Genomic DNA, 21,492 nt, shown 5'->3' with positions numbered 1-21,492 from the left:
GTCCATGGCGGCATACCCCCCGCGCTACCAGGAATCGACAAGGTCACAGAGCGTTCACCTGCACGGGTGGCCCCGCGTGGCCGAGTGGTGACGGTGCGCACCGATGGGGCCGGGAGTCTAGGGTGCGCCCATGACGCGCTCTGTGCAGCCCGCGGAACACGCCCCCCACGACACCCCGCGCGCCCCCGCCGCCGCCCGTGGCGACACGGTCGACGTGCTGTTCGGCCGCACCGTCCCGGACCCCTATCGGGCCCTGGAGGACTCGGACGCGCCGGCCACCCGCGCCTGGTCCGCCGCCCAGGACGAGTGGTTCCACGCCCATGTGGACCATCTGGCCGGACGCGATCGGCTGCGCGCGCGGCTGGACGAGCTGCTCGCCACCGGCCTGACCGGGCTGCCCTGCTGGCGCGGCGACCGGCACTTCCTGATTCGCCGCGACCCCGGTCGCGAGCACGCGGTGTTGTTCGTGGTCGAGCCGGACGGGACCGAGCGCGCGCTGGTGGATCCGGTCGCGATCGACCCGACCGGCACCACCACGCTGGACCAGTGGACACCCTCGGACGAGGGTGATCGGCTCGCCTGTCTGCTCTCCACCGGCGGCGACGAGGAATCTTGCCTGTACGTGCTCGACGTGCGCACCGGCGATCGCATCGAGGGCCCGATCGAGCGGGTGCGCGACACCTCGATCGCCTGGCTGCCCGGCGGCGACGCGTTCTACCTGGTGCGCCGGCTGCCGCCGGAGGCGGTGCCCGCGGGCGAGGAACAACATCACCGCCGGGTGTACCTGCACCGAGTGGGCGCCGACCCGGCGGCGGACGTCGAGGTGTTCGGCGCGGGCAGCGAACCGGCCACCTACTTCGGCGTCGGAGTCAGCCGGGACGGCCGCTGGCTCACCGTGTCCGCGTCCGCGGGCACCGCGCCGCGCAACGACCTGTGGCTGGCCGACCTGCGAGCGGACGCGCCGGAACGGCCGCGGCTGCGCCCGGTGACGGTGGGCCTGGACGCACTCACCGGCGTGCGGGTGGGTCGGGACGGGCGGCTGTACGTGTTCACCGACCTGGATGCGCCGCGCGGGCGGCTGTGCGTGGCCGACCCGGCGGCGCCGGGGCCCGAGGACTGGCGCGACCTGGTGCCCGAGGATCCGGACGCGGTACTCACCGGGTTCGCGATCCTGGACGGCCCGCAGGCGCCGCGGCCGACGCTGTTGCTCACCCGGACCCGGCACGCGGTGGGCGAGTTGACGGTGTGCGATCTGACCTCCGGGGAGGAACTGGCCCGGCCGGTGACACCCGGCGGCTCGCCCGGTTCGATCGGCGGTCTGGCCGAGCACCCGGAGGGCGGGCACGAGGCGTGGTTCGGCTGGTCGGACTACACCGCGCCGTCGGCGGTGCTGCGCTACGACGCGCGCACCGGCGCGATCGAGACCTGGGCCGGGGCGCCCGGCACCGCGAGGCTGCCGCGCGTGCACGTGCGCCAGGAGCCCTATCGCTCGGTGGACGGCACCACGGTCCGGATGTTCGTGATCGCGCCGACCGCCGCCCCGGACCGGCCCAGGCCCACCGTGCTGTACGGCTACGGCGGCTTCGGCATCGCGCTCGGCCCCGCCTACTCGGCGGGCGTGCTCGCGTGGGTGGAGGCCGGCGGCGTGTACGCGATCGCGAACCTGCGCGGCGGCTCGGAAGAAGGAGAGGAGTGGCATCGTGCGGGCATGCGTGGGCACAAGCAACGCGTGTTCGAGGATTTCCACGCCGCCGCGGAGCACCTGATCGCCCGGGGCTGGAGCACGCCCGACCGGCTGGCCGCGTCCGGCGGCTCCAACGGCGGGCTGCTCGTGGGCGCCGCACTCACCCAGCGGCCGGAGCTGTACACGGCGGTGGCCTGCTCGATGCCGCTCCTGGACATGGTCCGCTACGAGCGGTTCGGGCTGGGCCGGTTGTGGTCCGACGAGTACGGCAGCGCCGAGGTGGCCGAGGAACTGGACTGGCTGCTGGGCTACTCGCCGTATCACCACGTGCGCGCGGGCGTGGCCTATCCGGCGGTGCTGTTCACCGTATTCGACGGCGACAGCCGGGTGGACCCGCTGCACGCGCGCAAGATGTGCGCGGCCCTGCAGGACGCGACGGCGAGCGCACGCCCGGTGCTGCTGCGCGCCGAGGCCGAGGTCGGCCACGCGGCCCGCTCGGTCTCGCGCACCGTGGAGCTGAGCGTGGACACCCTGTCCTTCCTGGCCGACCGGACCGGTCTGGACCTCGACGTACTCGGCCGCGAGGCCGGCGCAGACGGTGAAGGTGGGGATCGGTGAGATAGCGGTGATAGGCGACAAAAGGTACGAACAAGAGGTATCGCACGAGGCCCCGCGGCCTCGTGACTACTGTGGGGAGCCGATCCCCCGTCGCGGGGGGAGGCTCCTCCGCTCGTCGTCCGAAAGGTCTCGTACGTGTCCGCGCCCGTCCCCGGAATCCTGCTGGCACTCGACGTCGCCGAGAGCGACGGCAAGGTGTCGTCCTGGTTCGACCGACACGGCGAGGCCCTCGTGGTGACGCCGATCCGCATCCTCGTGATCATCCTGGTCGCGCTCATCCTGCGCGCGGTGACCAGGAAGCTGATCACCCAATTGGTCGGCCGGATGGCCAACAGCGGCACGGACAGCAGCGGGCGGCCGGTGACCGGCTTCCTGCTGAACGCCGAACGGCGCCGTCAGCGTGCCGAGACGGTCGGTTCGGTGCTGCGCAGCACCGCGTCGTTCGTGATCCTGGGCATCGCCGGACTGATGGTGCTCGGCGAGTTCAAGGTCAACCTCGCACCGCTGCTGGCCAGCGCGGGCATCGCCGGCATCGCGCTGGGCTTCGGCGCGCGCAACCTGGTCACCGACTTCCTGTCCGGGATGTTCATGATCCTGGAGGACCAGTACGGCGTGGGCGACCTGGTCGACGCGGGCGCCGCGACCGGCACGGTGGTCGAGGTGGGCCTGCGGATCACCAAGCTGCGCGATGTGGACGGCACCGTCTGGTACATCCGCAACGGTGAGATCAAGCGGATCGGCAACAAGAGTCAGGGCTGGGGCACCGCCAAGGTGGACGTCCAGGTCGGCTACCACGAGGACGTGGACAAGGTGCGCGCGGTGATCTCCTCGACCGCCGAGGCGCTGGCCGAGGTCGAACCGTGGAACGAGCGGATGTGGGGCTCGGCGACCGTGGTCGGGATGGAATCGGTGACCCCGGACGCGGTCGTCCTCCAGGTGCAGATCAAGACCATGCCGGGCCAGGAGCTGCCGGTGGCACGCGAGCTGCGCGGCCGCCTCAAGCGCGCGTTCGACGACGCGGGCATCCGGATCAGCGAGCCGATCGCGAGCGCGACGGGGCCGGCGAGCGACGAGGGGACCGCACCGGCACCGGCCGAGCCCGCCCCGGTCCCGGTGAACCCGCCGCCGACCCCACCGATGCCGCAGGCACCGGGGGCACCGGGAGCCTCCTGAGCGCCGACCCGGGCGGCGGGCGCCGGGGCGCGGGCGGGGCCCGAGCGGGGTCGGGCCTGTCCCGACCCGGGCTCGGGTGAGGCCGAGCCGCCGTCGGCAGCGCCGTCGTTCGAGGGTCCGCGTCAGGACCGAATGGGTCACCCCCGGGCGCGCCCGCACCGGGTCCGTCCCGTGAGTCGCCGAGACTGGGTCGGGTGGACTCCCCCCTGTGTCTGGTCACCGGCGCCACCGGCTATCTCGGCGGCCGGCTCGTACCCGAACTGCTCGCGGCCGGCTACCGCGTGCGCTGCATGGCCCGGACCCCGGACAAGCTGCGCGACCATCCCTGGGCCGACCGCGTCGAAATCGTCCGCGCCGACGCGCTCGACCCGACCGAGGTCCGCCGCGCCCTCGACGGCGTGGACGTCGCCTACTACCTGATCCACGCACTCGGCAGCGGCCCGCGATTCGCCGACACCGACCGCGAGACGGCACGCACGTTCGCCGCCGCGGCCGAGGACGCGGGCGTCGGCCGGCTGGTCTACCTGGGCGGTCTGGGTCCGGCCGCCGGCTCCGCCGCCCGCGACTCCTCCCCCCACCTGCGCTCCCGCGCCGAGGTCGGCGAGATCCTGCTCGCCTGCCCGGTGCCCACCGCCGTACTGCGCGCCGCGGTGATCATCGGCTCGGGGTCGGCCTCCTTCGAGATGTTGCGCTATCTGACCGAGCGGCTGCCGGTGATGGTCACGCCGCGCTGGGTCTCCTCGCGAATCCAGCCGATCGCGGTCCGGGACGTGCTGCACTACCTGGTGGGCTGCGTCGCACTGCCCCCGGAGGTTGATCGCGCCTTCGACATCGGCGGCCCCGACGTGCTCACGTACGAGCGGATGATGCAGCGCTACGCGGCGGTGGCGGGCCTGCGCAAGCGCCGGCTACTGCCGGTGCCGATGCTCACCCCGTCGTTGTCCAGCCACTGGGTGGGCCTGGTCACCCCCGTCCCCGGCGCTCTGGCCCGACCGCTGGTGGAATCGCTGCGCAGCGAGGTGGTCTGCCACGAGCACGACATCGTGCGCTGGATCCCGGACCCGCCGGACGGCCTCACCGGCTTCGACCGCGCGCTCGAATTGGCCCTCAAGCGCATCCGGGACGCGGACGTGGCCACCCGCTGGTCCTCGGCGGCCCTGCCCGGCGCCCCGAGCGATCCGCTGCCCACCGACCCGGACTGGTCCGGCGGTTCGTTGTACGAGGATGTCCGCGAGGCGGAGCCGGCCGCGTCGCAGGCGGCCGTGTGGCGGGTGATCGAGGGCATCGGCGGCGACAACGGCTGGCACTCGTGGCCGCTGGCCTGGTCGGTACGCGGTGCGCTGGACCGGATCATGGGCGGCGTCGGGCTGCGTCGCGGACGACGTGACCCGCATCATCTGCGGGTCGGCGACTCGCTCGACTTCTGGCGGGTCGAGGAGGTGGTGCCCGGCGAACTGCTCCGGCTGCGTGCGGAGATGCGACTGCCGGGTCTGGCCTGGCTGGAGTTCACCCTCTCGTCCGAGGGCGGGCGAACGCACTACCGCCAGCGTGCGCTGTTCCATCCCCGAGGACTGCTCGGGCACGCCTACTGGTGGGCCGTGTTCCCCTTCCACGGCATCGTCTTCGGCGGCATGCGCAAAGGCATCGCCCGCGCCGCGGAGCAATCGGGCCGAGCCGCTCCCGGGTCGGCGGGCCGGCCGGCACGATAGGGCCGAGCATCCCCGGGTCGGCGGCCCATCTGGGAGGATGGGACGGTGACCGAGATGCGAGAGCCGGAACCGAGTCTCTACGAAGCCGTGGGCGGCGAGGAGACGTTCGTCAAGCTCGTGCACCGCTTCTACCAGGGCGTGCGCGAGGATCCCCTGCTGCGCCCGATGTATCCCGAGGAGGACCTCGCCGGAGCCGAGGACCGCCTGCGGATGTTCCTGGTGCAGTACTGGGGCGGGCCGCGCACCTACAGCGAGCAGCGCGGGCACCCTCGGCTGCGGATGCGGCACTCGCCGTTCGAGGTGACCGAGGAGGCCCGGGACGCGTGGCTGCGGCACATGCGCGCGGCGGTCGACGACATCGCGCTGCCCGCCGAGCAGGAGAACATCCTGTGGGACTACCTGGTCTACGCGGCGCAGTCGATGGTGAACCGACTCGACTGACGCGGCGGCAGCCACATCCGCGATCCGACGGAGGCGGCCGCTGAGACGTGGTTGCCGGCACGAAGCAGTCTTCCACCGGATCCACGTGCGCAGCTTCGCGGACGGCTTCCGGGTCGGCGTCGCGCACGGGTCCGGTCAAGGCACCCGGCCTGCCGGACGGACCGATGGCCCCGTGCCGGTTCCGGTACCGACGGGCGAGCCGCTGCCGGCCTCGGGTCCGGTGGGTCCGCCGGTCCGGTCGCCGGCGATCGGCTCGCCGTGCCGTCGGACCCGGCCGTGTGGTGGTCGAGAGAAGGCCGGGTCAGCGGGTGAAGAGCAGGCTGGGGGCGTCGGGGCGGCGCACCGAGACCGAGCCGTAGCGGGCTTCGAGGCGCAGCCAGGCCCCGGCGGTCAGCACCTCGGCCCGGGCCTCGGGGTCCGGCGGGCCCAAGAAGCCGAAGGATTGGGCAGCGTGTGCGGCGCGTAGCGGGAGTCGGCCGGGCAGCGTTCGGCTCCAGATGCCGGCGGCGATCCGGTCCAACTCGGCGCGCGCTATCCCGGGTTCGGTCCGGGACCGGAACTCGGCGACACCGGCGGCCACTTCGCGGCCCAGGTCGAGCACGGCCGGCTCGGCGACCCGTTCCCAGCCGGCGCGTGGTGGCAGCATGCCGGCCCACCCCGGACCGGTCACCGACACCGGCAGGGTCACCCTCGCGTCGTCCGCGATCGCGTCCAGGAGTTGTCCGGCGGACACGGTCGCGTCCACCGTCGCGGGTTCGGCCAACTCACTGGCCCGCAGCGTGATCACGCCCGACGCGGCCTCCCCGAACGGCGGGTGGCCGAAGGTACCGAGCACCGACCCCTCGGCCCGCACCCGCACCACCGCGCGGCGGTCGTAGCGCAGCAGTCGGGTCAGATAGCCGCCCAGCTCCGCGGCGGCGGCCGAATCGGCGAGTCGCAGCATGGTCATGGCCGGACCGGCCGCCCCGCCGGCTCGTCCTGCGGCTCGACGAAGCGTTCCAGGTAGGCCCGCTCGTCCTCGGTCAATCGCCGGGGCCGCTGCTCGTCGAGCGAATACGGCACCAGCACGGACAGCGCAGTCGCGTACACCTGCTCGTCGTCCTTGATCTCGTAGGCCAGCGTGAACCGGGCGGCACCGATCCGGGTCACCCAGGTCTCCACCCGCACCGGCTCGGCGCGCCACACCAGCGGCCGTTTGTAGTCGATCTCGTGCCGGGCGATCACCACGCCCTCGGAGAGCGTCTTGGCCCCCTCGCGCTGCCCGAGGGTGAACATCATGTCCACGCGCGCCTCCTCCAGGTAGCGGAGGTACTGCACATTGTTGATGTGCCGGTAGGCGTCCATGTCGGACCACCGAAGCGTCGCCTGGTAGATGTGCCTGGCCACGTGCCCAGTCCTCTTCTCTGATTCCCTGTCGATGTTCCCCGGCGCTGCGACCCGCGTGCCGAACGGCCGGGTGATGCCGGTGGCCTGCCGTATGCGGGCATACGACAGGCCACCGGTTGCGCCGTACCGACCGGATCGGTCAGTTGCGCTTGAGCTTCTTGTACGTCGCGCGGTGCGGCCGGGCCGCGTCCGCGCCCAGGCGCTCGATCTTGTTCTTCTCGTACGACTCGAAGTTGCCCTCGAACCAGAACCACTTCGACTCGCCCTCGTAGGCGAGGATGTGCGTGGTCACCCGGTCCAGGAACCAGCGGTCGTGCGAGACGACCACGGCGCAGCCCGGGAACTCCAGGAGCGCGTTCTCCAGGCTGGACAGGGTCTCGACGTCGAGGTCGTTGGTCGGTTCGTCGAGCAGCAGCAGATTGCCGCCCTGCTTGAGCGTCAGCGCCAGGTTCAGGCGGTTGCGCTCACCACCGGAGAGCACCCCGGTCGGCTTCTGCTGGTCCGGACCCTTGAACCCGAACGCGCTGACGTAGGCCCGCGACGGCACCTCGACGTTGCCGACCTTGATGTAGTCCAGGCCGTCGGAGACGACCTCCCACAGGTTCTTCTTCGGGTCCAGGCCGCCACGCGACTGGTCGACGTAGGAGACCTTGACCGTCTCGCCGACCTTGATGTTGCCCGCGTCCGGCGTCTCGGCGTCGATCAGCATCTTGAACAGCGTGGTCTTGCCCGCGCCGTTCGGGCCGATGATGCCCACGATGCCGTTGCGCGGCAGCGTGAAGGACAGGTTGTCGATCAGCAGCTTCTCGTCGAAGCCCTTGGTGAGGTTGTCCACCTCGACCACGACGTTGCCCAGGCGCGGACCCGGCGGGATCTGGATCTCCTCGAAGTCCAGCTTCCGCATCTTGTCCGCCTCGGCGGCCATCTCCTCGTAGCGGGCCAGCCGCGCCTTGCTCTTGACCTGGCGGCCCTTCGCGTTGGAGCGGACCCACTCGAGTTCGTCCTTGAGGCGCTTCTGCCGCTTGGCGTCCTTTTGCCCTTCGACCTTCAGGCGGGTGGCCTTGGTGTCCAGGTAGGTGGAGTAGTTGCCCTCGTAGGGGTGCAGCCGACCGCGGTCGACCTCACAGATCCACTGGGCGACGTTGTTCAGGAAGTACCGGTCGTGGGTGACCGCGACGACGGTGCCGGCGTACTTCTCCAGGTGCTGCTCCAGCCACTGGACGCTCTCCGCGTCGAGGTGGTTGGTCGGCTCGTCCAGCAGGAGCAGGTCGGGCGCTTCGAGAAGCAGCTTGCACAGCGCCACGCGGCGCTTCTCGCCACCGGAGAGGTTCACGATGGGCCAGTCGCCGGGCGGGCAGCCCAGCGCGTCCATGGCCTGTTCGAGCTGCGAGTCGAGCTCCCAGGCGTTGGCGTGGTCGAGCTGGTCCTGCAGCTCGCCCATCTCGGCCATCAGCTCGTCCGTGTAGTTGGTCGCCATCTCCTCGGCGATGGCGTTGAACCGGTCCAGCTTGCCCTTGATCTCCTTGACGCCGTCCTCGACGTTCTCCAGGACGGTCTTGGACTCGTCCAGCGGAGGTTCCTGGAGCAGGATGCCGACGCTGTAGCCGGGGGACAGAAACGCGTCGCCGTTGGACGGCTGCTCCAGCCCGGCCATGATCTTGAGAACGGTCGACTTACCCGCGCCGTTCGGGCCGACGACGCCGATCTTGGCTCCCGGCAGGAAGCTGAGCGTCACGTCGTCGAGGATCACCTTGTCGCCGTGCGCTTTACGCGCCTTGCGCATGGTGTAGATGTACTCAGCCATGCGTCCAAGCCTATGGTCTGGCGAGCAGTGCCCGTGCATGGGTGCCCGGAGGGCGCGCGATTGTCGGGCTGTGGGGCCGGGTGGCTGCCCGGACGGTGCTCGAATGTCGACCCGTTGCCTCTCGGCCCGCCTACGGACCGCTCGTCCTCGAACGCCGGACGGGCCGAAGACGCTCGGTCGGCGGCGTGGATGACGTCGGGCCCCGGCGCGCCTGTACGCGTCGGGGCCCGGCTGTCAGCGTGGTTCGAGCGGTGGTGCCTCTATCAGGCAGCGGCGCCGTTCGAGCCGTTGTTGCGGCGGCGCATGTAGAACACCAGACCGCCACCCGCGAGGAGGAGCGCACCGGCGCCGCCCAGGATCGCGGGGGTGTTGCTGCTGTCGCTACCGGTCGCGGCCAGGTCCGGACCCTTCGGGTTCACCGGAGCCGGGGTGCCACCGGTGCTGCCACCCGAGGTACCACCGGTCACACCTTCGGTGGCGCCGGCGGTCTTGCAGTCGAGCGTGCCGGTGAACTCCTTGGCGGTCTTGCCGTCGGGGCCCACGATGGTGATCTTGTACGCCTGGTCTTCGGCGACCTTGACGACCTGGTCGACCGACTTGCCGGCCGCGACGGTGGTTTCCTTGCCGTCGAGCTTGAACTTGTACGACTCGTCGCCGTTGTTCTTGACGGTGACCTTCACGCCACCGTCGACGCAGTCCTTGGTGGCGTTGATCTCCGGAAGCGGACCCTTGCCGGGGTTGCCCCACTTCGCGGTCGCCCGGTCGGAGGTCTGCACCTTCTGCTTGTCCGCGACGATCAGCAGCTGGCTGGTCGACCCGTCCTTGTTGACGCCCTGGAAGACCCGACCCGCCTGCACGGTCGACTCGCCGGAGACCTCAAAGGTGACTCCACCCTCACGCGTGGCGCCGCCCGGGCTCACATAGAGCTTGTCGCCGTTGCCGACGTTGTTGACCGGCTTGCCGTCGGCATCCACGAGCGCGGGCTTGCCGCCGCCGCTCTCACCCGCGAGCAGCTTCGCGCTGATCGACTTGCCCTCGGCGTTGGTCTTGACCTCGAACGGGCCGATGCCGGGCTTGTCGTTGATCTTGCCGGCCTTCTCGCCCGGGGTCACCGAGAGCGATACGGGCGGCTCGGTGACGTCGCCCTTGTTGGCGTCGCCGACCAGGTACTTGTAGAGCTTGACGACATCGCCGTCGTTCTTGTTGCTCTCGTCCAGGTTCTGACCGTCGGTGAAGTGCCAGATGGCCGCCTGCGTGGCGGCGGCCGCCTCGCCCTCGGTCAGCTCCGGAGCGCCGACCGCCTTGCGAACGCCCGCCAGATCCACGGTCGGGAACGAGTTCAGCAGAACCCACTTGACCTTGGCCTTGTCGGCCTTGGTGCCGAAGGAGGTCTCCTTCCAGCCCGACTCGTCGTACTTCGCCTCGCTACGCACGAGGGTGTGGAAGTCGATGCAGTAGGTGCGCAGGATCTTGCCGTCCACCTGGAGCTTCAGGATCGAGGCGCGCTGCGCGCTGTCCTTACCCTTCAGGAAGATGTCCGCACCGACATCGCCGCCCTGGTAGACGCCCTTGGCGCCCTCCGCGTTGGCCGCACCCGCGAAACCGATCACGCCGGCCGCCGCCAAGCCGCCGGCGATGACCATGGCCGACAAGCGGGTGGCCGTCCGTCCCGGTGTACGGAACATGTGGTGGTCCCCTCGAAAAATGTAAGCCGACTCGCGCGGCGCATGGTTCCCCCGAGCGAGGCGCGAGTAAAGAACCGTTGAATGGTATGAGCAGCCGGCCCACTCCTCGCGACCCGGGGTAGGTATTTGTTTCACGTTCTTTACCTCGGGAGAAGATCCACGTCGAGAACATCAATTCGGATATCGCGAAGTCGACAAGTCTTCGGTGGATATAGCCGCCTATGCGGTACGGCAAGCCGCATAGGTGCTGATCAGGGCGATCTCGCTCACTATTGATTTGTCAAGGTACAAAACCGCTCGAATCGGTCCTTTTATGCGCAATGCCTTGACTTCGGCGCCATTCGCCGCCACGATCCGACCCTTTCCGAACCTCCCATCCCATTGGTTGAGCGACATGCGATGATTGGCCCGATTGAGGCGTATCACTCCGTCCTCGACGTCGTCACAATTCTGTTTCAGATTCGTCCCGGAAACCGACTTGAATTATCACCGGCATCGCCAATGAATGGCTTTCGCGAACATGTGATCAGACGTCGACACAATTCATGCGGCCTCCTCTTCGCCGTTCGATCCGATGTCGGATCCGATCGCGAGAGTGCCCTGTTCGGCCATCGTTCCCACCGCGCCGCCGTCCGCCACGACCGACAGGCGCGCCGGCCGACCCACCCGGCGAAACTCCGCGATCCCCCGAGCGAGGTCGTGTCCCACCGACGACGCGTCGATCTCGGTGACGGTCCACCACCTCCCCTCCCGTTCCCACTCGCGCACCCGCAGCCGTCCGGTCACCACGAGCGGGTCGCCCTTGTCGATCGAACTCGTCACGTTCTCCGCCAACCCCCGAAAACACACGATCGTGTAGAAGGACGCGTCCCCCGAGATCCACGTCCCCGTCTCACGGTCGAAGCGCCTGGGCGACACCGCCATCCGAAATCGCGCCAAGGGCACGCCGGCCTGGGTCATCTGGACCCGGACATCGCTCGCGGCGTTGCCGATCACCGTCACGTACGTGTCCACGTTTGCCTCCGTGTGTCACCGGCGTGCCCCGCAACATCGCCGTCCGTTCTCGACGATCCGGCATCCGGCGGTCGACCGGTGGCGGGCCCGGCGGGCTGTGGACAACTCGGGCCCTGTGCATCACGCAAGGTCGACCAGGTGGGTGACACCAGGGCCGTCCGTCACTCACGTGGGTGACGCCCCGACGAACTCCTCACCCACGTAGGCGACACCCCGGCCCCCCGAGCCCCATCCCTCCCGAGCCCCGCCGTTCTCCCCGGCCGCGGCCGCACCCCCTCACCCCCGCCGCATCGGCTCCCGAGCCGCCACGAAATACGCGTGCGCCTCCCGATACCGCGCCAACTCCGCCTCCGCCGGCCCCACCACCAGACGATCCGCCGCCTCCGCCACCCGCGCCCGCAGCACCGCCGCCACCTCCGCCGTCCGCCGCTCCACGGCCGCCCCCGTCGCCCGCCGCCCGACCCACCCCCCGAGCGTCACCACGACCAGCCCCGCCGCCACCACCCACCACGGCCCCGACACCCCGAGTCGGCGCACCACCGGCACCCCCGTCCAGGCCAACCCGGCACCCATCAACCCGACCACCACGGCGACCACCCCGACCCACTGCGCGCCCACCGCCACCCGCGCCCCGAGCGTCGGCCGGGCGGCCTCCGGCACGACCCCCACCGGTGCCGCGTCCAATTCGTCCGACAACCCCCGCAGCCCCTCGGCCAGCACCCGATGCACCCCGCCCGCCCACTGCGCCGGCAGCCCCCGCGTCAGTCTCGTCCCCGCCCGCCGGATCGCCTGCTCGGCCCGATGCACCTGCACCGGCCCGGGCGGCAGCGCGGGCCGCCGTACCCGACGCCCCGACAGCGGCCCCCGCGGAGTCCGCAGCCCCTCTCCCGCGGACGTCGCGACGACCGCCACCCCGGCCGCCTCGCACAAACCGTCCACCAGTGCGCCGCGGTCCTCGTCGGTGAACGCGTCCACGCCCGGCGCCACTCCACAGAAATAGGGGTCCAGGCGTTCGGTCAACGCGTCCAGATCCGCGGCCAGCCGGGTCACCGACGCCTCGCCGGAGCCGGCCGCGGCGACCACCACCCGGCGCAGTTCGGCAATCCCGAGCCCGGTCTCCGCCGACGTCGCCAACACCCGTACCTCGGCGAGCCCCTCCGTAGCCAGCAGCGCCCGCACATCGGTCAGGCATGCCGCGAGGTCCCCGGCCGGCAACCGGTCCGCGTGGTTGAGCACGACCGTCATGCTGTGGCCGTGATGCCGCAACGGCCGCAGATAACGTTCGTGCACGATCACATCCGCGTACTTCTGCGGATCGAGCACCCACACGATGTGGTCGGCGACCGCCACCACCGAGTCCACCTCCGCCCGGTGCGCGAGGTCGAGCGAATCGTGCTCGGGCAGATCGAGCAGGACCAGACCGGAGGGCATCGCGCCGCCCCGGCGCGCGTCCAGCGTTCCGTGCCGGGCCACCCGGCGCACCGGTTCGATGCCGAGCAGGTCCAGCAACGGCGCCGCGCCCTCGGGGTCCCACGCGCACGCCAGGGTGGCCCGGGTGGTCGGCCGCCGCGCGCCGGTATCCGCCAGCCGCAGCCCGGCGAGCACGTTGAACAACGACGACTTGCCGCCGCCCGTGGCGCCCGCGAGCGCGACCACGGTGTGCCACGTGGCCGTACCCAGCCGGGTCTCGGCGTGCCCGAGCAGATCCTCGATGAAGGCGAGATCGGCGCCGGGCAACCGATCACGGGCCAGCGCGGCGGTTCGATCGAGCGCGGCCAGCCGAGCCATCAGCCGCGCGGACTCCTCGGTCCCACTCGCGTGCCGGGCCCGGCGCACGGCGAACCGATCGACGTACTGCCCACCGGCCGTCACCCGCTCCCCCACGACGAGTCGCATCGGGCACGAAGGCACGCGCCGACTCGCGCACCGAACCGCGCCCCGCCGACCCACTCCCGAGGCCGCACAAGCAGCCGTCCGCCGCCCACCCCGCGCCCTCGCACCCACCCGCCGTGCACCGCGCGCACCGCGTCCTGCGCCCGCGCGCTCACCCGCTCCCCCGCACCGCGTCGAGCGCCTCGATCAACCCGACCTCGGCCCGCGCCGGCAGCACAGACATCGCCGCCACCCGGCGTGCCCGCTCGCCGTCGAGCGCCGCCACGACGACGCCGCGCAGCCCCCGGTGCACGTCCAGGATCGACCGCGCGGCCCGCTCGGGTCCGATCCGGGTACCGAGCCGACCGGCCGCCTGCCGACCGATGCCGGGCCTCGGTTCGATGCCGCCGACCGCCGCGATCAGCGCGAGCGGCTCGNCNCCNCCCGGCCAGGCGAGCGGCTCGGGTGTCGCCTGGCGTACGCAGCCGGGCGACAGGCATCCCGCCGACCGCTCGGCGCCCCGCGCGAACGCGTCCGCCACCAGCGCGTCCAGGCTCTCCCGGACCGCCCGCGCGGCCCCCGCGTCGTCCCCGTCGTACCAGCGTCCCGCCGCCGCGCCGCGCAGCAACGAGCCGTCGTCGAGCGCTCGCAGCGCCCACCCCGAAGTCGCCGCATAGGCCAGATCCACACACGCTCGCGCCCGATCGACCGCCTCGTACTGTTGCCCCGCCGCCTGTGCGAGCGGCGGCACCCGCCGATCCAGGCTGTGCAGCAGCCCGCCGACGGTGCGCCGAACCACCGCGGCTCGCGCGTCTGGATCCGCACCGCGCTCCGCGAGCCAGGTGCGGAGCGGCACCACGTTGCGCTCGGGCAGCCCGGCACCCGGTTCGGTCTCCACGATCGGATACAGCGGCACGTCGGGCAATCCCGCCTGCCGCAACAGCCGCGCCAGGTCGGACCGGACCTCGTCGAGCACCTCCGCCGGCACCCGGTTCAACACGATCGCCAGACGCGTGTCGCGATCGCGCGCGAGCCTGAGCAGATGCCACGGCGCGGCATCCGCGTAGCGCGACGCGGTGGTGACGAAGATCCACAGGTCGGCCGCGCCGAGCAGGCGCACCGCCACCCGCCGGTTGTCGGCGGAGACCGAGTCGATGTCCGGTACGTCGAGCAAGGCCATCCCGGGCGGCACCCGCTCGTCCAACCGATGCTCGATCCCGGCCTCCGCGGCGAACCAGTGCCGATCCCCCGAGCGGCACACCAGGACCGGCACGCGCGTGGTCGGCCGCAGCGGCCCGGTCGACGTGACCTCGCGTCCGATCAACGCGTTCACCAGGGTGGACCGGCCCGCGCCGGTGGACCCGCCGACCACCGCCAGCAGCGGCGCTCGCGGCGCCGCGAGGCGAGGCAGCAGGTAGTCGTCGAGTTGGTCGATCAACTCGCGGCGGGCCAGCCGCGCCTGCACGGCACCGGGCAGGTCGAGCGGGAAGCACGTCGCCACAACCTTGTCCCGCAGGTCGGCGAGGGCTGCGGACAAAGTGTCGCTTCCCATGATCAGCACGGGCGACCAGTGCCCGAATTGTCCGTATTCCCAACGCGCCGTCGCCGCTACAGCGTGACGGTCACTCCGTCGGCGGAGGACCGCTGCGCCGCCTCGATCGTCTCCAGTACGGTCAGCGCCTCATCGAACGACACCGGCGGCGCACCCTCACCGCGCACCGCACGCGCGAACGCGGCGTAGTAGTCCTGATAGGCGCCCGGCTCGGTCTCCACCGGCACGGTGTCGCCGGGCGTACCGAGCACTCCCCACGCCGCCGGCGGCTCGGTCCCCCACCCGGGCGTACCGACGTCGGCCCCGGAGCGCAGCAGTTCCTCCTGCGGGTCCATCCCGAACTTCACGTACGACGCCTTCGACCCGAGCACCCGAAAGCGCGGTCCGAGGTCGGCCGCCGTCGCACTCATCCACAGATGCGAGCGCACGCCACTCGCGTGGGTGAGCGCCACAAAGCTGTCGTCGTCCACCAGCGCCCCAGGCCGGCGGGTGTCCAACTCGGCGTACACACGCGTGGGTCGCCCGAACAGCGCCACCGCCTGATCGATCAGGTGGGTCCCCAGGTCGTACAGGATCCCGCCCAGCGCGGCCGGATCGGCCTGCTCCTTCCACCCCGAGGTCCGCACCTGTGGGCGCCACCGCTCGAACCGCGACTCGAACCGGTACACCTCGCCGAGTCGCCCCTCCTCGACCAGACGCCGCACGGTGCGGAAGTCACCGTCGAAGCGACGGTTCTGATAGACGCCCAGCCCCCGGTGCCGGCGAGTCGCCGTCAGAACCAGCTCCCGGCCCTCGGCGGCGGTCCCCGCGAACGGCTTGTCCACCACCACATGCAGCCCGGCCTCCAACGCGCGGGTGGCCAGTGGGACGTGGAAGCGGTTCGGCACGGTGATCACGACGAGGTCGAAGTCACCCGCGCGAGCGAACATCTCGTCGGTCGTCCCGATCACCTCGGCCTGCGGGTGCCGCTTGCGCACCTGCGCCCCGCGCTCCGGATTCCCGGTCACCACGGCAACCAGTTCCAGCTCGTCCACGGCCTCGATGACCGGTGCGTGGAAGGCCGAGCCCCCTACGCCATAGCCGACAAGTACAGTCCTTGTGGGACCCACTGCGCCTCCCTCTGTCCGTTTCGGCCCTTCTCTGATCACATTCTGGCCGCCAACTGCGTCTGATCAGGTAACGGTGACCGCCGGAACACCGGTGAGGCATGCACACGGCCCTATTCTGTTGTGCCGCGACCGGATCCGGTGCAAGATCCTGATTCGCCCACGCCCTCGTAGCTCAGTGGACAGAGCAGGTGCCTTCTAAGCACTTGGTCGCAGGTTCGAGTCCTGCCGGGGGCACCGCCACGCCGCCGTCCGCCGCCCGCACCCCCGGGCGGCGTCCGCGCAGGTCAGCGTAGGTGCGCACGCGCCGGCAACCGGCCGTACCGGGCCGGTGTCCGGCGCCCGCGAGACCGTCGACAGCCGACCGTCACCGAGCTTGCGCAGGCGGTGACGGCGCACCCTCCACGGCCCGCCCGGGTCGGCGATCCGCCCCCTTCGCCTCGTTTGCGCGACGCGGCGTTCCGGCCGGAAACACACGGTCCCGTCGGCACGAACAGCCGGGCCCGGCCGGCGGCGTTCCGGCCGGTTGCGGGGTACCGGTGGGACCGGGTCACGGCGGTCGTGGAGTTGCACGGCGGGCCTCCTCGGTGACGGTCCGTTCGGGGTGTCGGTGGTCATCGGGCGGCCCTCGGGTCCCGGACGAGGCAGGCGATCCTGCGGTCGTCGAGTGCTGCGCGGATGCCTTCGCTGTCGAGCCATCGGCCGAGGCGGGCGTGCAACTCGGCGACCTGGTCGATGGTGAGCCCGGTCACCGGTGTCGGGACGAGGCAGGACGGCGCGGGGAGAGAGCTCCTCCGCCCCCTGCCGATCCCGCCCCGCGATCGGCCCGGTCCGACCGCGCGGGCAGATGACCGTCGGACCGGGGCTGTGGCCACTCGGCACAGGGCTGTGCGCCGACGCCGAGCGGCGGTCGAACAATCAGGCGTTGTGACGCATGATCGGGCTGTTGCCCCGCTGGATCAGGTGGGCGCCGAGTCGGCGGTACAGGGCCGCGCCCTCGGCGTCGGTGATATCGGGCAACTCGCGGCCGGGGATCCGTATCCGCACCGGCTCGCAGGCGCTCCCGCCGGGTACGACGCGCACAATGTCGTCGAGGGTCGTCTCGTCGCTCGTCTCGCTCCCTGTGTCGTGGTCTCACCAGGATGTCGCACGCACGGCGACGGACCGGGTACACCTCGTCCCCGGTCCGTCGATGCTCGGCAAATCTGCTGCGATCAGACCCCGATACGACGCGCCATGCGCATCACCGGCTCGCGTGAGGCAAGCAGGTTTCGCCGCTTCGCGGTGGTGACCATGTCGCGGACCAGCGGATGCGCGTGCACGTACTCGGGCGCGATCCGGTCCGCGTCCAAGAGCGCGCGCATGCTTGCCTCGTCGTCGGAGTCCTGGGCGTGGGCGCGGCCGATGTCGATGTAACGTCGCGCCTTCCGTTCCTTCGGAAGTCGAGACAGGTCGATACCTCGGGCAGCCTCCAACGACGCGCGGCCGTCGCCCAATTCGAGCCGGGCTGAGACTCCGAGCAGCGCAACGTTTCCGGGGCCGAACGCAGTCTGGAAGTCGTCCCGCTCTCCTGTTCGCGCTGCCGCACGCCGGGCCTCGGCCAAGTGGCTCTCGGCGTCCCGTCGTTCGCACCATTGCGCCGCACCGACCGCCGCAACCAGGTGCAGAGTGCCCCACAGGGACCATGCGGCCATGTCGTCGCCGATCATGCCGTCGAGTTGGTCGAGAGCAGTTCGGATGATGGGTGCTCGCCTCGGATGTGGCGCCTTTGGCCATCATCGCCGCGTCGGCGAGGCCCGCCGAAAGGAACCCCGACGCGGCGAGTCGGTCGTCTCCTTCGAGGCCCGCCGCCGTCGATGCGTCGTCGATCAACGCCGGTAGGGCTATGGAGACGGGCCGCCGCCGGGCATCCGTACGGGTACTCGGGTCGGCGCCTGAGTAGCCACGCACCGCGACGCCACCCCCATCGGTGCCGCGCCCGACGGCGCCACCCCCATCGGCTCCGCCCCCAACGGCGCCGCGCCCGACCGCGCACCGCTTCCGGGTGCAACGAGCGCCTCCGGACCCCGCGCCCGAGCAGCTTCCGATCGAGCCGCGTGGGCCGCGTCCCTGTCGACCCGCCGCCCGCAACGCCTCGGGCGACCGCGCGACCACCATGGCCGCCCGGCCGCCCGGCCGCCCGAGGGGTGTAACCGTGCCCGATGTCGCTCAGGACTCCCGGCGCGCCCCCGCCGACGGCACCGCCTGGAAGAAGCGCGGTGCGGTGAATCCGTGGACCGCGAAGGCCTTCTCGACCGCCTCCTCGACCGCCGCGCACCGGTCCGCGTCGACCAGCGCGATGGCCGAGCCGCCGAAGCCGCCGCCGACCAGCCGGGCGCCCAGCGCACCCGTGGCCAGTGCGGTGTCCACGGCGGTGTCCAGTTCGGCGCAGGAGATCGTGTAGTCGTCGCGCATCGACACGTGCGAGGCGGTCAGCTCGGGCCCGATCGCCCGGACATCGCCCACCCGCAGGGCCTGCACCACGCGCAGCACCCGCGCGTTCTCGGTGAGCACGTGCCGCACCCGACGGCGCAACGGCCCGTCCGGCAGCGCCGCCAGGGCCGCGTCCGGATCGGTCACCTCGCGCAGCGACGGCACCCCGAGCAGTCGTGCCGCCTCTTCGCAGGAGGCCCGGCGCTCCGCGTACCCGCCGTCCACGAGCGCGTGTCGGGCTCGGGTGTCGATCACCAGCAGCCGCAATCCCGCGCCCGCGCAGTCGAACGGGACGTGACTGCCGGTCAGGTCACGACAGTCGAGGAAGAACGCGTGGCCCGCGACGCAGCCGAGCGAGGCCATCTGGTCCAGCATGCCGACCGGCACGCCCACGAAGTCGGTCTCCACGCGCTGCGCGATCCGGGCCAACTCGACGCGATCCAGGCCCAGTTCGTACAGATCATCGAGCGCCAGCGCAACCGCGCAGGACAGGGCCGCCGACGAGGACAAGCCCGCTCCCACCGGCACGTCGCTGTCGATCCTGATGTCGGCGCCGCCGACCTCGTGCCCCGCCGCGCGCAACGCCCACAACACGCCGGCCGGATACGCGGCCCACCCGGTCAGCGCGCCGGGCGCCAGGTCGGCGATCGCCAGGTCGACCGATTCGCTCCCGGCGTGACCGGACGCCAGGCGCAGTCGGCCATCCGTACGCCGCCCGACGGCGGCGCGCGCGGTGTGTGGGATCGCGATCGGCAATACGAACCCGTTGTTGTAGTCGGTGTGTTCACCGATCACGTTGACCCGGCCCGGTGCCGCCCAGATCCCCTCGACGCGGAACTCGCTCACCACCCCGCCTCGCCGTCCCGCAGGAACGACCACGCGTCCGCCACGATGTCCTCCAGCGAGGTCCGGGTGGGACGCCAACCGAGCAGGTCGCGGGCCCGGTCGGCGGCGGCCACCAGTACCGGCGGATCGCCCGCCCGGCGTGGCGCCTCGTGCGCGGGCACCGCGCAGCCGGTCACCGTCCGGACCGCGTCCACCACGTCGCGGACCGAGAAGCCGGTCCCGTTGCCGAGGTTGCAGATCAGGTGCCCGGTCGCGGCGCCGCCCCCGCCGGTCGCGGCGAGGGCGAGCAGGTGCGCGTCGGCCAGGTCGGCGACGTGGATGTAGTCGCGCACGCACGTCCCGTCGGGTGTCGGGTAGTCGGTGCCGTACAGCGCGACCGAGCCGCGAGTGCCGTTGGGCACCTGGAGGGCCAGCGGGATCAGGTGGGTCTCGGTCGCGTGCCGCTCGCCGTACCGGCCGTACGCGCCCGCGACGTTGAAGTAGCGCAGGCTCACCGCCCGCAGGCCGTACGCGGCGCAGTACGAGGTAATCAGGTGATCGACCGTCAACTTCGAGGCGCCGTACGGGTTCGTCGGCGCGCACGGCGCGTCCTCGGTGATCGGCGAGACCTCGGGGGCACCGTAGACGGCCGCGGTGGAGGAGAACACGAAGCGGGTGACGCCGTGCGTACGCAGCGCGTCCAGCAGCGCGAGCGAGCCGCCGACGTTGTTGTGCCAGTACTTGGCCGGGTCGGTGACGGACTCGCCCACCAGGGAGGAGGCGGCGAAGTGCAGGACCGCGTCGAACGACGCGTCCAGGTATCGGGCGGCGTCCTGGACCCGACCCTCGACGAATCCCGCCTTGTCCGGAACCGCGTCGCGATGCCCGGTGGACAGGTCGTCGAGCACCACCACGTCGTGTCCGGCCGCGACCAGGTGGGCGGCGACCACGCTGCCCACGTAGCCCGCACCGCCGGTGACCATGAGCCTCATTCGCCGACCTCCCGCAGTCGTGCCGCCGCGGTCTCCGGCGGTACGTCGCTGATGAACACACCCATCCCGGATTCGCTTCCGGCAAGGTACTTCAGCTTGCCCGGTGCCCGCCGAATCGAGAAAAGCTCCAGGTGGAGCGCGAAGTCGACCCGGCCCGAGCGGACCGGCGCCTGCTGCCAGGCGGCGATGTACGGCGCGGGCTCGCCGTCGAAGAGACGGTCGAAGCGGCCGAGCAGATCCAGGTACATCGGCCCGAATTCGGCGCGCGCGGCCTCCTCCAATGCGAGCAGGTCCGGCACCCGGCGGTTCGGGTACAGGTGCACCTCGTACGGCCAGCGCGCGGCGGCGGGCACGAACGCGGTCCAGTGCTCGCTCTCGGCCACGATCCGCGACCCGTCGGCCCGCTCGGCGGCGAGCACGTCCTCGAACAGGTTGCGGCCGGTGCGGTGCCGGTGTGCGGCCGTGCTCGCGATCATCGTGGCCGTGCGCGGGGTGACGAACGGGTAGGCGTAGATCTGCCCGTGCGAGTGCGGCAGCGTGACGCCGATCTCCCGGCCGCGGTTCTCGAAGCAGTACACCTGCTCGACGCCGGGCAGCGCGGACAACTCGGCGGTGCGGTCGGTCCACGCGTCCAGCACCAGACGCGCGCGCTCGGGGGTGAGGTCCTTGAAGGACGCTTCGTGCTCGGGGGTGAAGCAGACCACCTCGCACCGCCCGCCGGAGGGCCGGCGCGGGAAGGGGTCGCGGTCCCAGCCGGGCTCGGGCCGCCCGACCGGTGCGGACGTGGACGAGCCGGGCATCGAGGGGGCGGACATCGAGGGAAAGCGGTTCTCGAAGACGACGACCTCGTAGTCGGCCTCGGCGACCTCGGTGGCCCGCTCCGGCGTGGACGGGCACAGCGGGCACGCGTCCGCGGCGGGCAGGTGGGTCCGGGTCTGCCGGTGCGAGGCGACCACGACCCACTCGTCGAGCAGTCGGTCGTAGCGCATCTCGGAGCCGCTGACCACGGGGGCGAGGTCGCGCGAGTCGACGGCGGTGCGGACCGCGTCGTCCCGCGTGTCGTAGTAGACGATCTCGCGACCGTCGGCCATGACGGCCTGCGTCTTCTTCATACATTCAATCTTGCGAAGCTTTCCAAAACTTGTCAATGAGAAAGTCC

Annotated in this window: 17 protein-coding genes and 1 tRNA gene; 5 read left to right on the top strand and 13 right to left on the bottom strand. The window is 71.6% G+C overall.

Annotated elements, in window-relative coordinates:
- Positions 1 to 130 precede the first annotated feature (130 nt).
- The 4 genes from A3IC_RS0114085 to A3IC_RS0114070 all read left to right on the top strand — a co-directional run bounded on the left by A3IC_RS0114085 (position 131) and on the right by A3IC_RS0114070 (position 5,625).
- Positions 131 to 2,302, top strand: coding sequence for a prolyl oligopeptidase family serine peptidase (locus A3IC_RS0114085; protein ID WP_020550693.1), 2,172 nt, complete (start codon positions 131 to 133; stop codon positions 2,300 to 2,302).
- Positions 2,303 to 2,437: 135 nt separating this feature from the next.
- A complete protein-coding gene (locus tag A3IC_RS0114080) occupies positions 2,438 to 3,475 on the top strand; it encodes a mechanosensitive ion channel family protein (RefSeq protein ID WP_020550692.1) in 1,038 nt (345 codons plus the stop codon).
- Positions 3,476 to 3,669: 194 nt separating this feature from the next.
- Positions 3,670 to 5,184 carry an SDR family oxidoreductase gene (locus tag A3IC_RS0114075; RefSeq protein WP_020550691.1) on the top strand — a complete coding sequence of 505 codons (1,515 nt, stop codon included), beginning with the start codon at positions 3,670 to 3,672 and terminating at the stop codon, positions 5,182 to 5,184.
- 54 nt (positions 5,185 to 5,238) lie between these two features.
- Entirely contained in the window at positions 5,239 to 5,625 is a 387-nt protein-coding gene (locus A3IC_RS0114070; protein WP_040876612.1) for a globin, read from the top strand.
- Positions 5,626 to 5,926: 301 nt separating this feature from the next.
- On the opposite strand, the gene A3IC_RS0114065 is transcribed toward A3IC_RS0114070, so the two are convergent.
- From A3IC_RS0114065 to A3IC_RS0114030, 8 genes are all read right to left on the bottom strand, one after another.
- Positions 5,927 to 6,574, bottom strand: a complete 648-nt coding sequence (locus A3IC_RS0114065; protein WP_020550689.1) for a DUF8185 domain-containing protein — start codon at positions 6,572 to 6,574, stop codon at positions 5,927 to 5,929.
- Positions 6,571 to 7,011, bottom strand: coding sequence for an acyl-CoA thioesterase (locus tag A3IC_RS0114060; RefSeq protein WP_020550688.1), 441 nt, complete (start codon positions 7,009 to 7,011; stop codon positions 6,571 to 6,573). Before A3IC_RS0114060 ends, A3IC_RS0114065 begins: the two co-directional genes overlap by 4 nt.
- A gap of 139 nt (positions 7,012 to 7,150) precedes the next feature.
- The gene (ettA, locus tag A3IC_RS0114055) at positions 7,151 to 8,815 is read right to left on the bottom strand and encodes an energy-dependent translational throttle protein EttA (protein ID WP_020550687.1); all 1,665 of its coding nucleotides are present in this window, start codon (positions 8,813 to 8,815) and stop codon (positions 7,151 to 7,153) included.
- Positions 8,816 to 9,078: 263 nt separating this feature from the next.
- Positions 9,079 to 10,500 carry a thioester domain-containing protein gene (locus tag A3IC_RS0114050; protein ID WP_020550686.1) on the bottom strand — a complete coding sequence of 474 codons (1,422 nt, stop codon included), beginning with the start codon at positions 10,498 to 10,500 and terminating at the stop codon, positions 9,079 to 9,081.
- Between the two features lie 543 nt (positions 10,501 to 11,043).
- Positions 11,044 to 11,514 (bottom strand): single-stranded DNA-binding protein, encoded by a 471-nt coding sequence (locus tag A3IC_RS54365; RefSeq protein WP_020550685.1) that lies wholly within the window; start codon positions 11,512 to 11,514, stop codon positions 11,044 to 11,046.
- Between the two features lie 276 nt (positions 11,515 to 11,790).
- Complete coding sequence (locus tag A3IC_RS72525) at positions 11,791 to 13,410, bottom strand: GTPase (RefSeq protein WP_020550684.1); 1,620 nt, start codon at positions 13,408 to 13,410, stop codon at positions 11,791 to 11,793.
- Between the two features lie 148 nt (positions 13,411 to 13,558).
- Positions 13,559 to 14,938, bottom strand: coding sequence for a GTPase (locus A3IC_RS73020; protein ID WP_158695952.1), 1,380 nt, complete (start codon positions 14,936 to 14,938; stop codon positions 13,559 to 13,561).
- Between the two features lie 56 nt (positions 14,939 to 14,994).
- Positions 14,995 to 16,047, bottom strand: a complete 1,053-nt coding sequence (locus A3IC_RS0114030; RefSeq protein ID WP_026218246.1) for a Gfo/Idh/MocA family oxidoreductase — start codon at positions 16,045 to 16,047, stop codon at positions 14,995 to 14,997.
- A gap of 161 nt (positions 16,048 to 16,208) precedes the next feature.
- Here A3IC_RS0114030 and A3IC_RS0114025 point away from each other — a divergent pair.
- Positions 16,209 to 16,281, top strand: a tRNA-Arg gene (locus tag A3IC_RS0114025).
- 681 nt (positions 16,282 to 16,962) lie between these two features.
- Here A3IC_RS0114025 and A3IC_RS68660 read toward each other — a convergent pair.
- From A3IC_RS68660 to galT, 5 genes are all read right to left on the bottom strand, one after another.
- Complete coding sequence (locus A3IC_RS68660) at positions 16,963 to 17,127, bottom strand: hypothetical protein (RefSeq protein ID WP_020550680.1); 165 nt, start codon at positions 17,125 to 17,127, stop codon at positions 16,963 to 16,965.
- Between the two features lie 131 nt (positions 17,128 to 17,258).
- Entirely contained in the window at positions 17,259 to 17,753 is a 495-nt protein-coding gene (locus tag A3IC_RS54350; RefSeq protein WP_020550679.1) for a hypothetical protein, read from the bottom strand.
- A gap of 499 nt (positions 17,754 to 18,252) precedes the next feature.
- Positions 18,253 to 19,365, bottom strand: a complete 1,113-nt coding sequence (gene galK / locus A3IC_RS0114005) for a galactokinase (protein WP_020550678.1) — start codon at positions 19,363 to 19,365, stop codon at positions 18,253 to 18,255.
- Positions 19,359 to 20,324, bottom strand: coding sequence for a UDP-glucose 4-epimerase GalE (galE, locus tag A3IC_RS0114000; RefSeq protein ID WP_020550677.1), 966 nt, complete (start codon positions 20,322 to 20,324; stop codon positions 19,359 to 19,361). The genes galK and galE overlap by 7 nt, the downstream gene beginning before the upstream one ends.
- Before the next feature lie 5 nt (positions 20,325 to 20,329).
- Positions 20,330 to 21,445 carry a galactose-1-phosphate uridylyltransferase gene (gene galT, locus A3IC_RS0113995; protein ID WP_020550676.1) on the bottom strand — a complete coding sequence of 372 codons (1,116 nt, stop codon included), beginning with the start codon at positions 21,443 to 21,445 and terminating at the stop codon, positions 20,330 to 20,332.
- Positions 21,446 to 21,492 lie beyond the last annotated feature (47 nt).

Source organism: Embleya scabrispora DSM 41855 (assembly GCF_000372745.1).
Lineage (GTDB): Bacteria > Actinomycetota > Actinomycetes > Streptomycetales > Streptomycetaceae > Embleya > Embleya scabrispora.
Note: the sequence above shows the minus strand (reverse complement) of the source record. Positions and strands in the feature narration are given on the sequence as shown.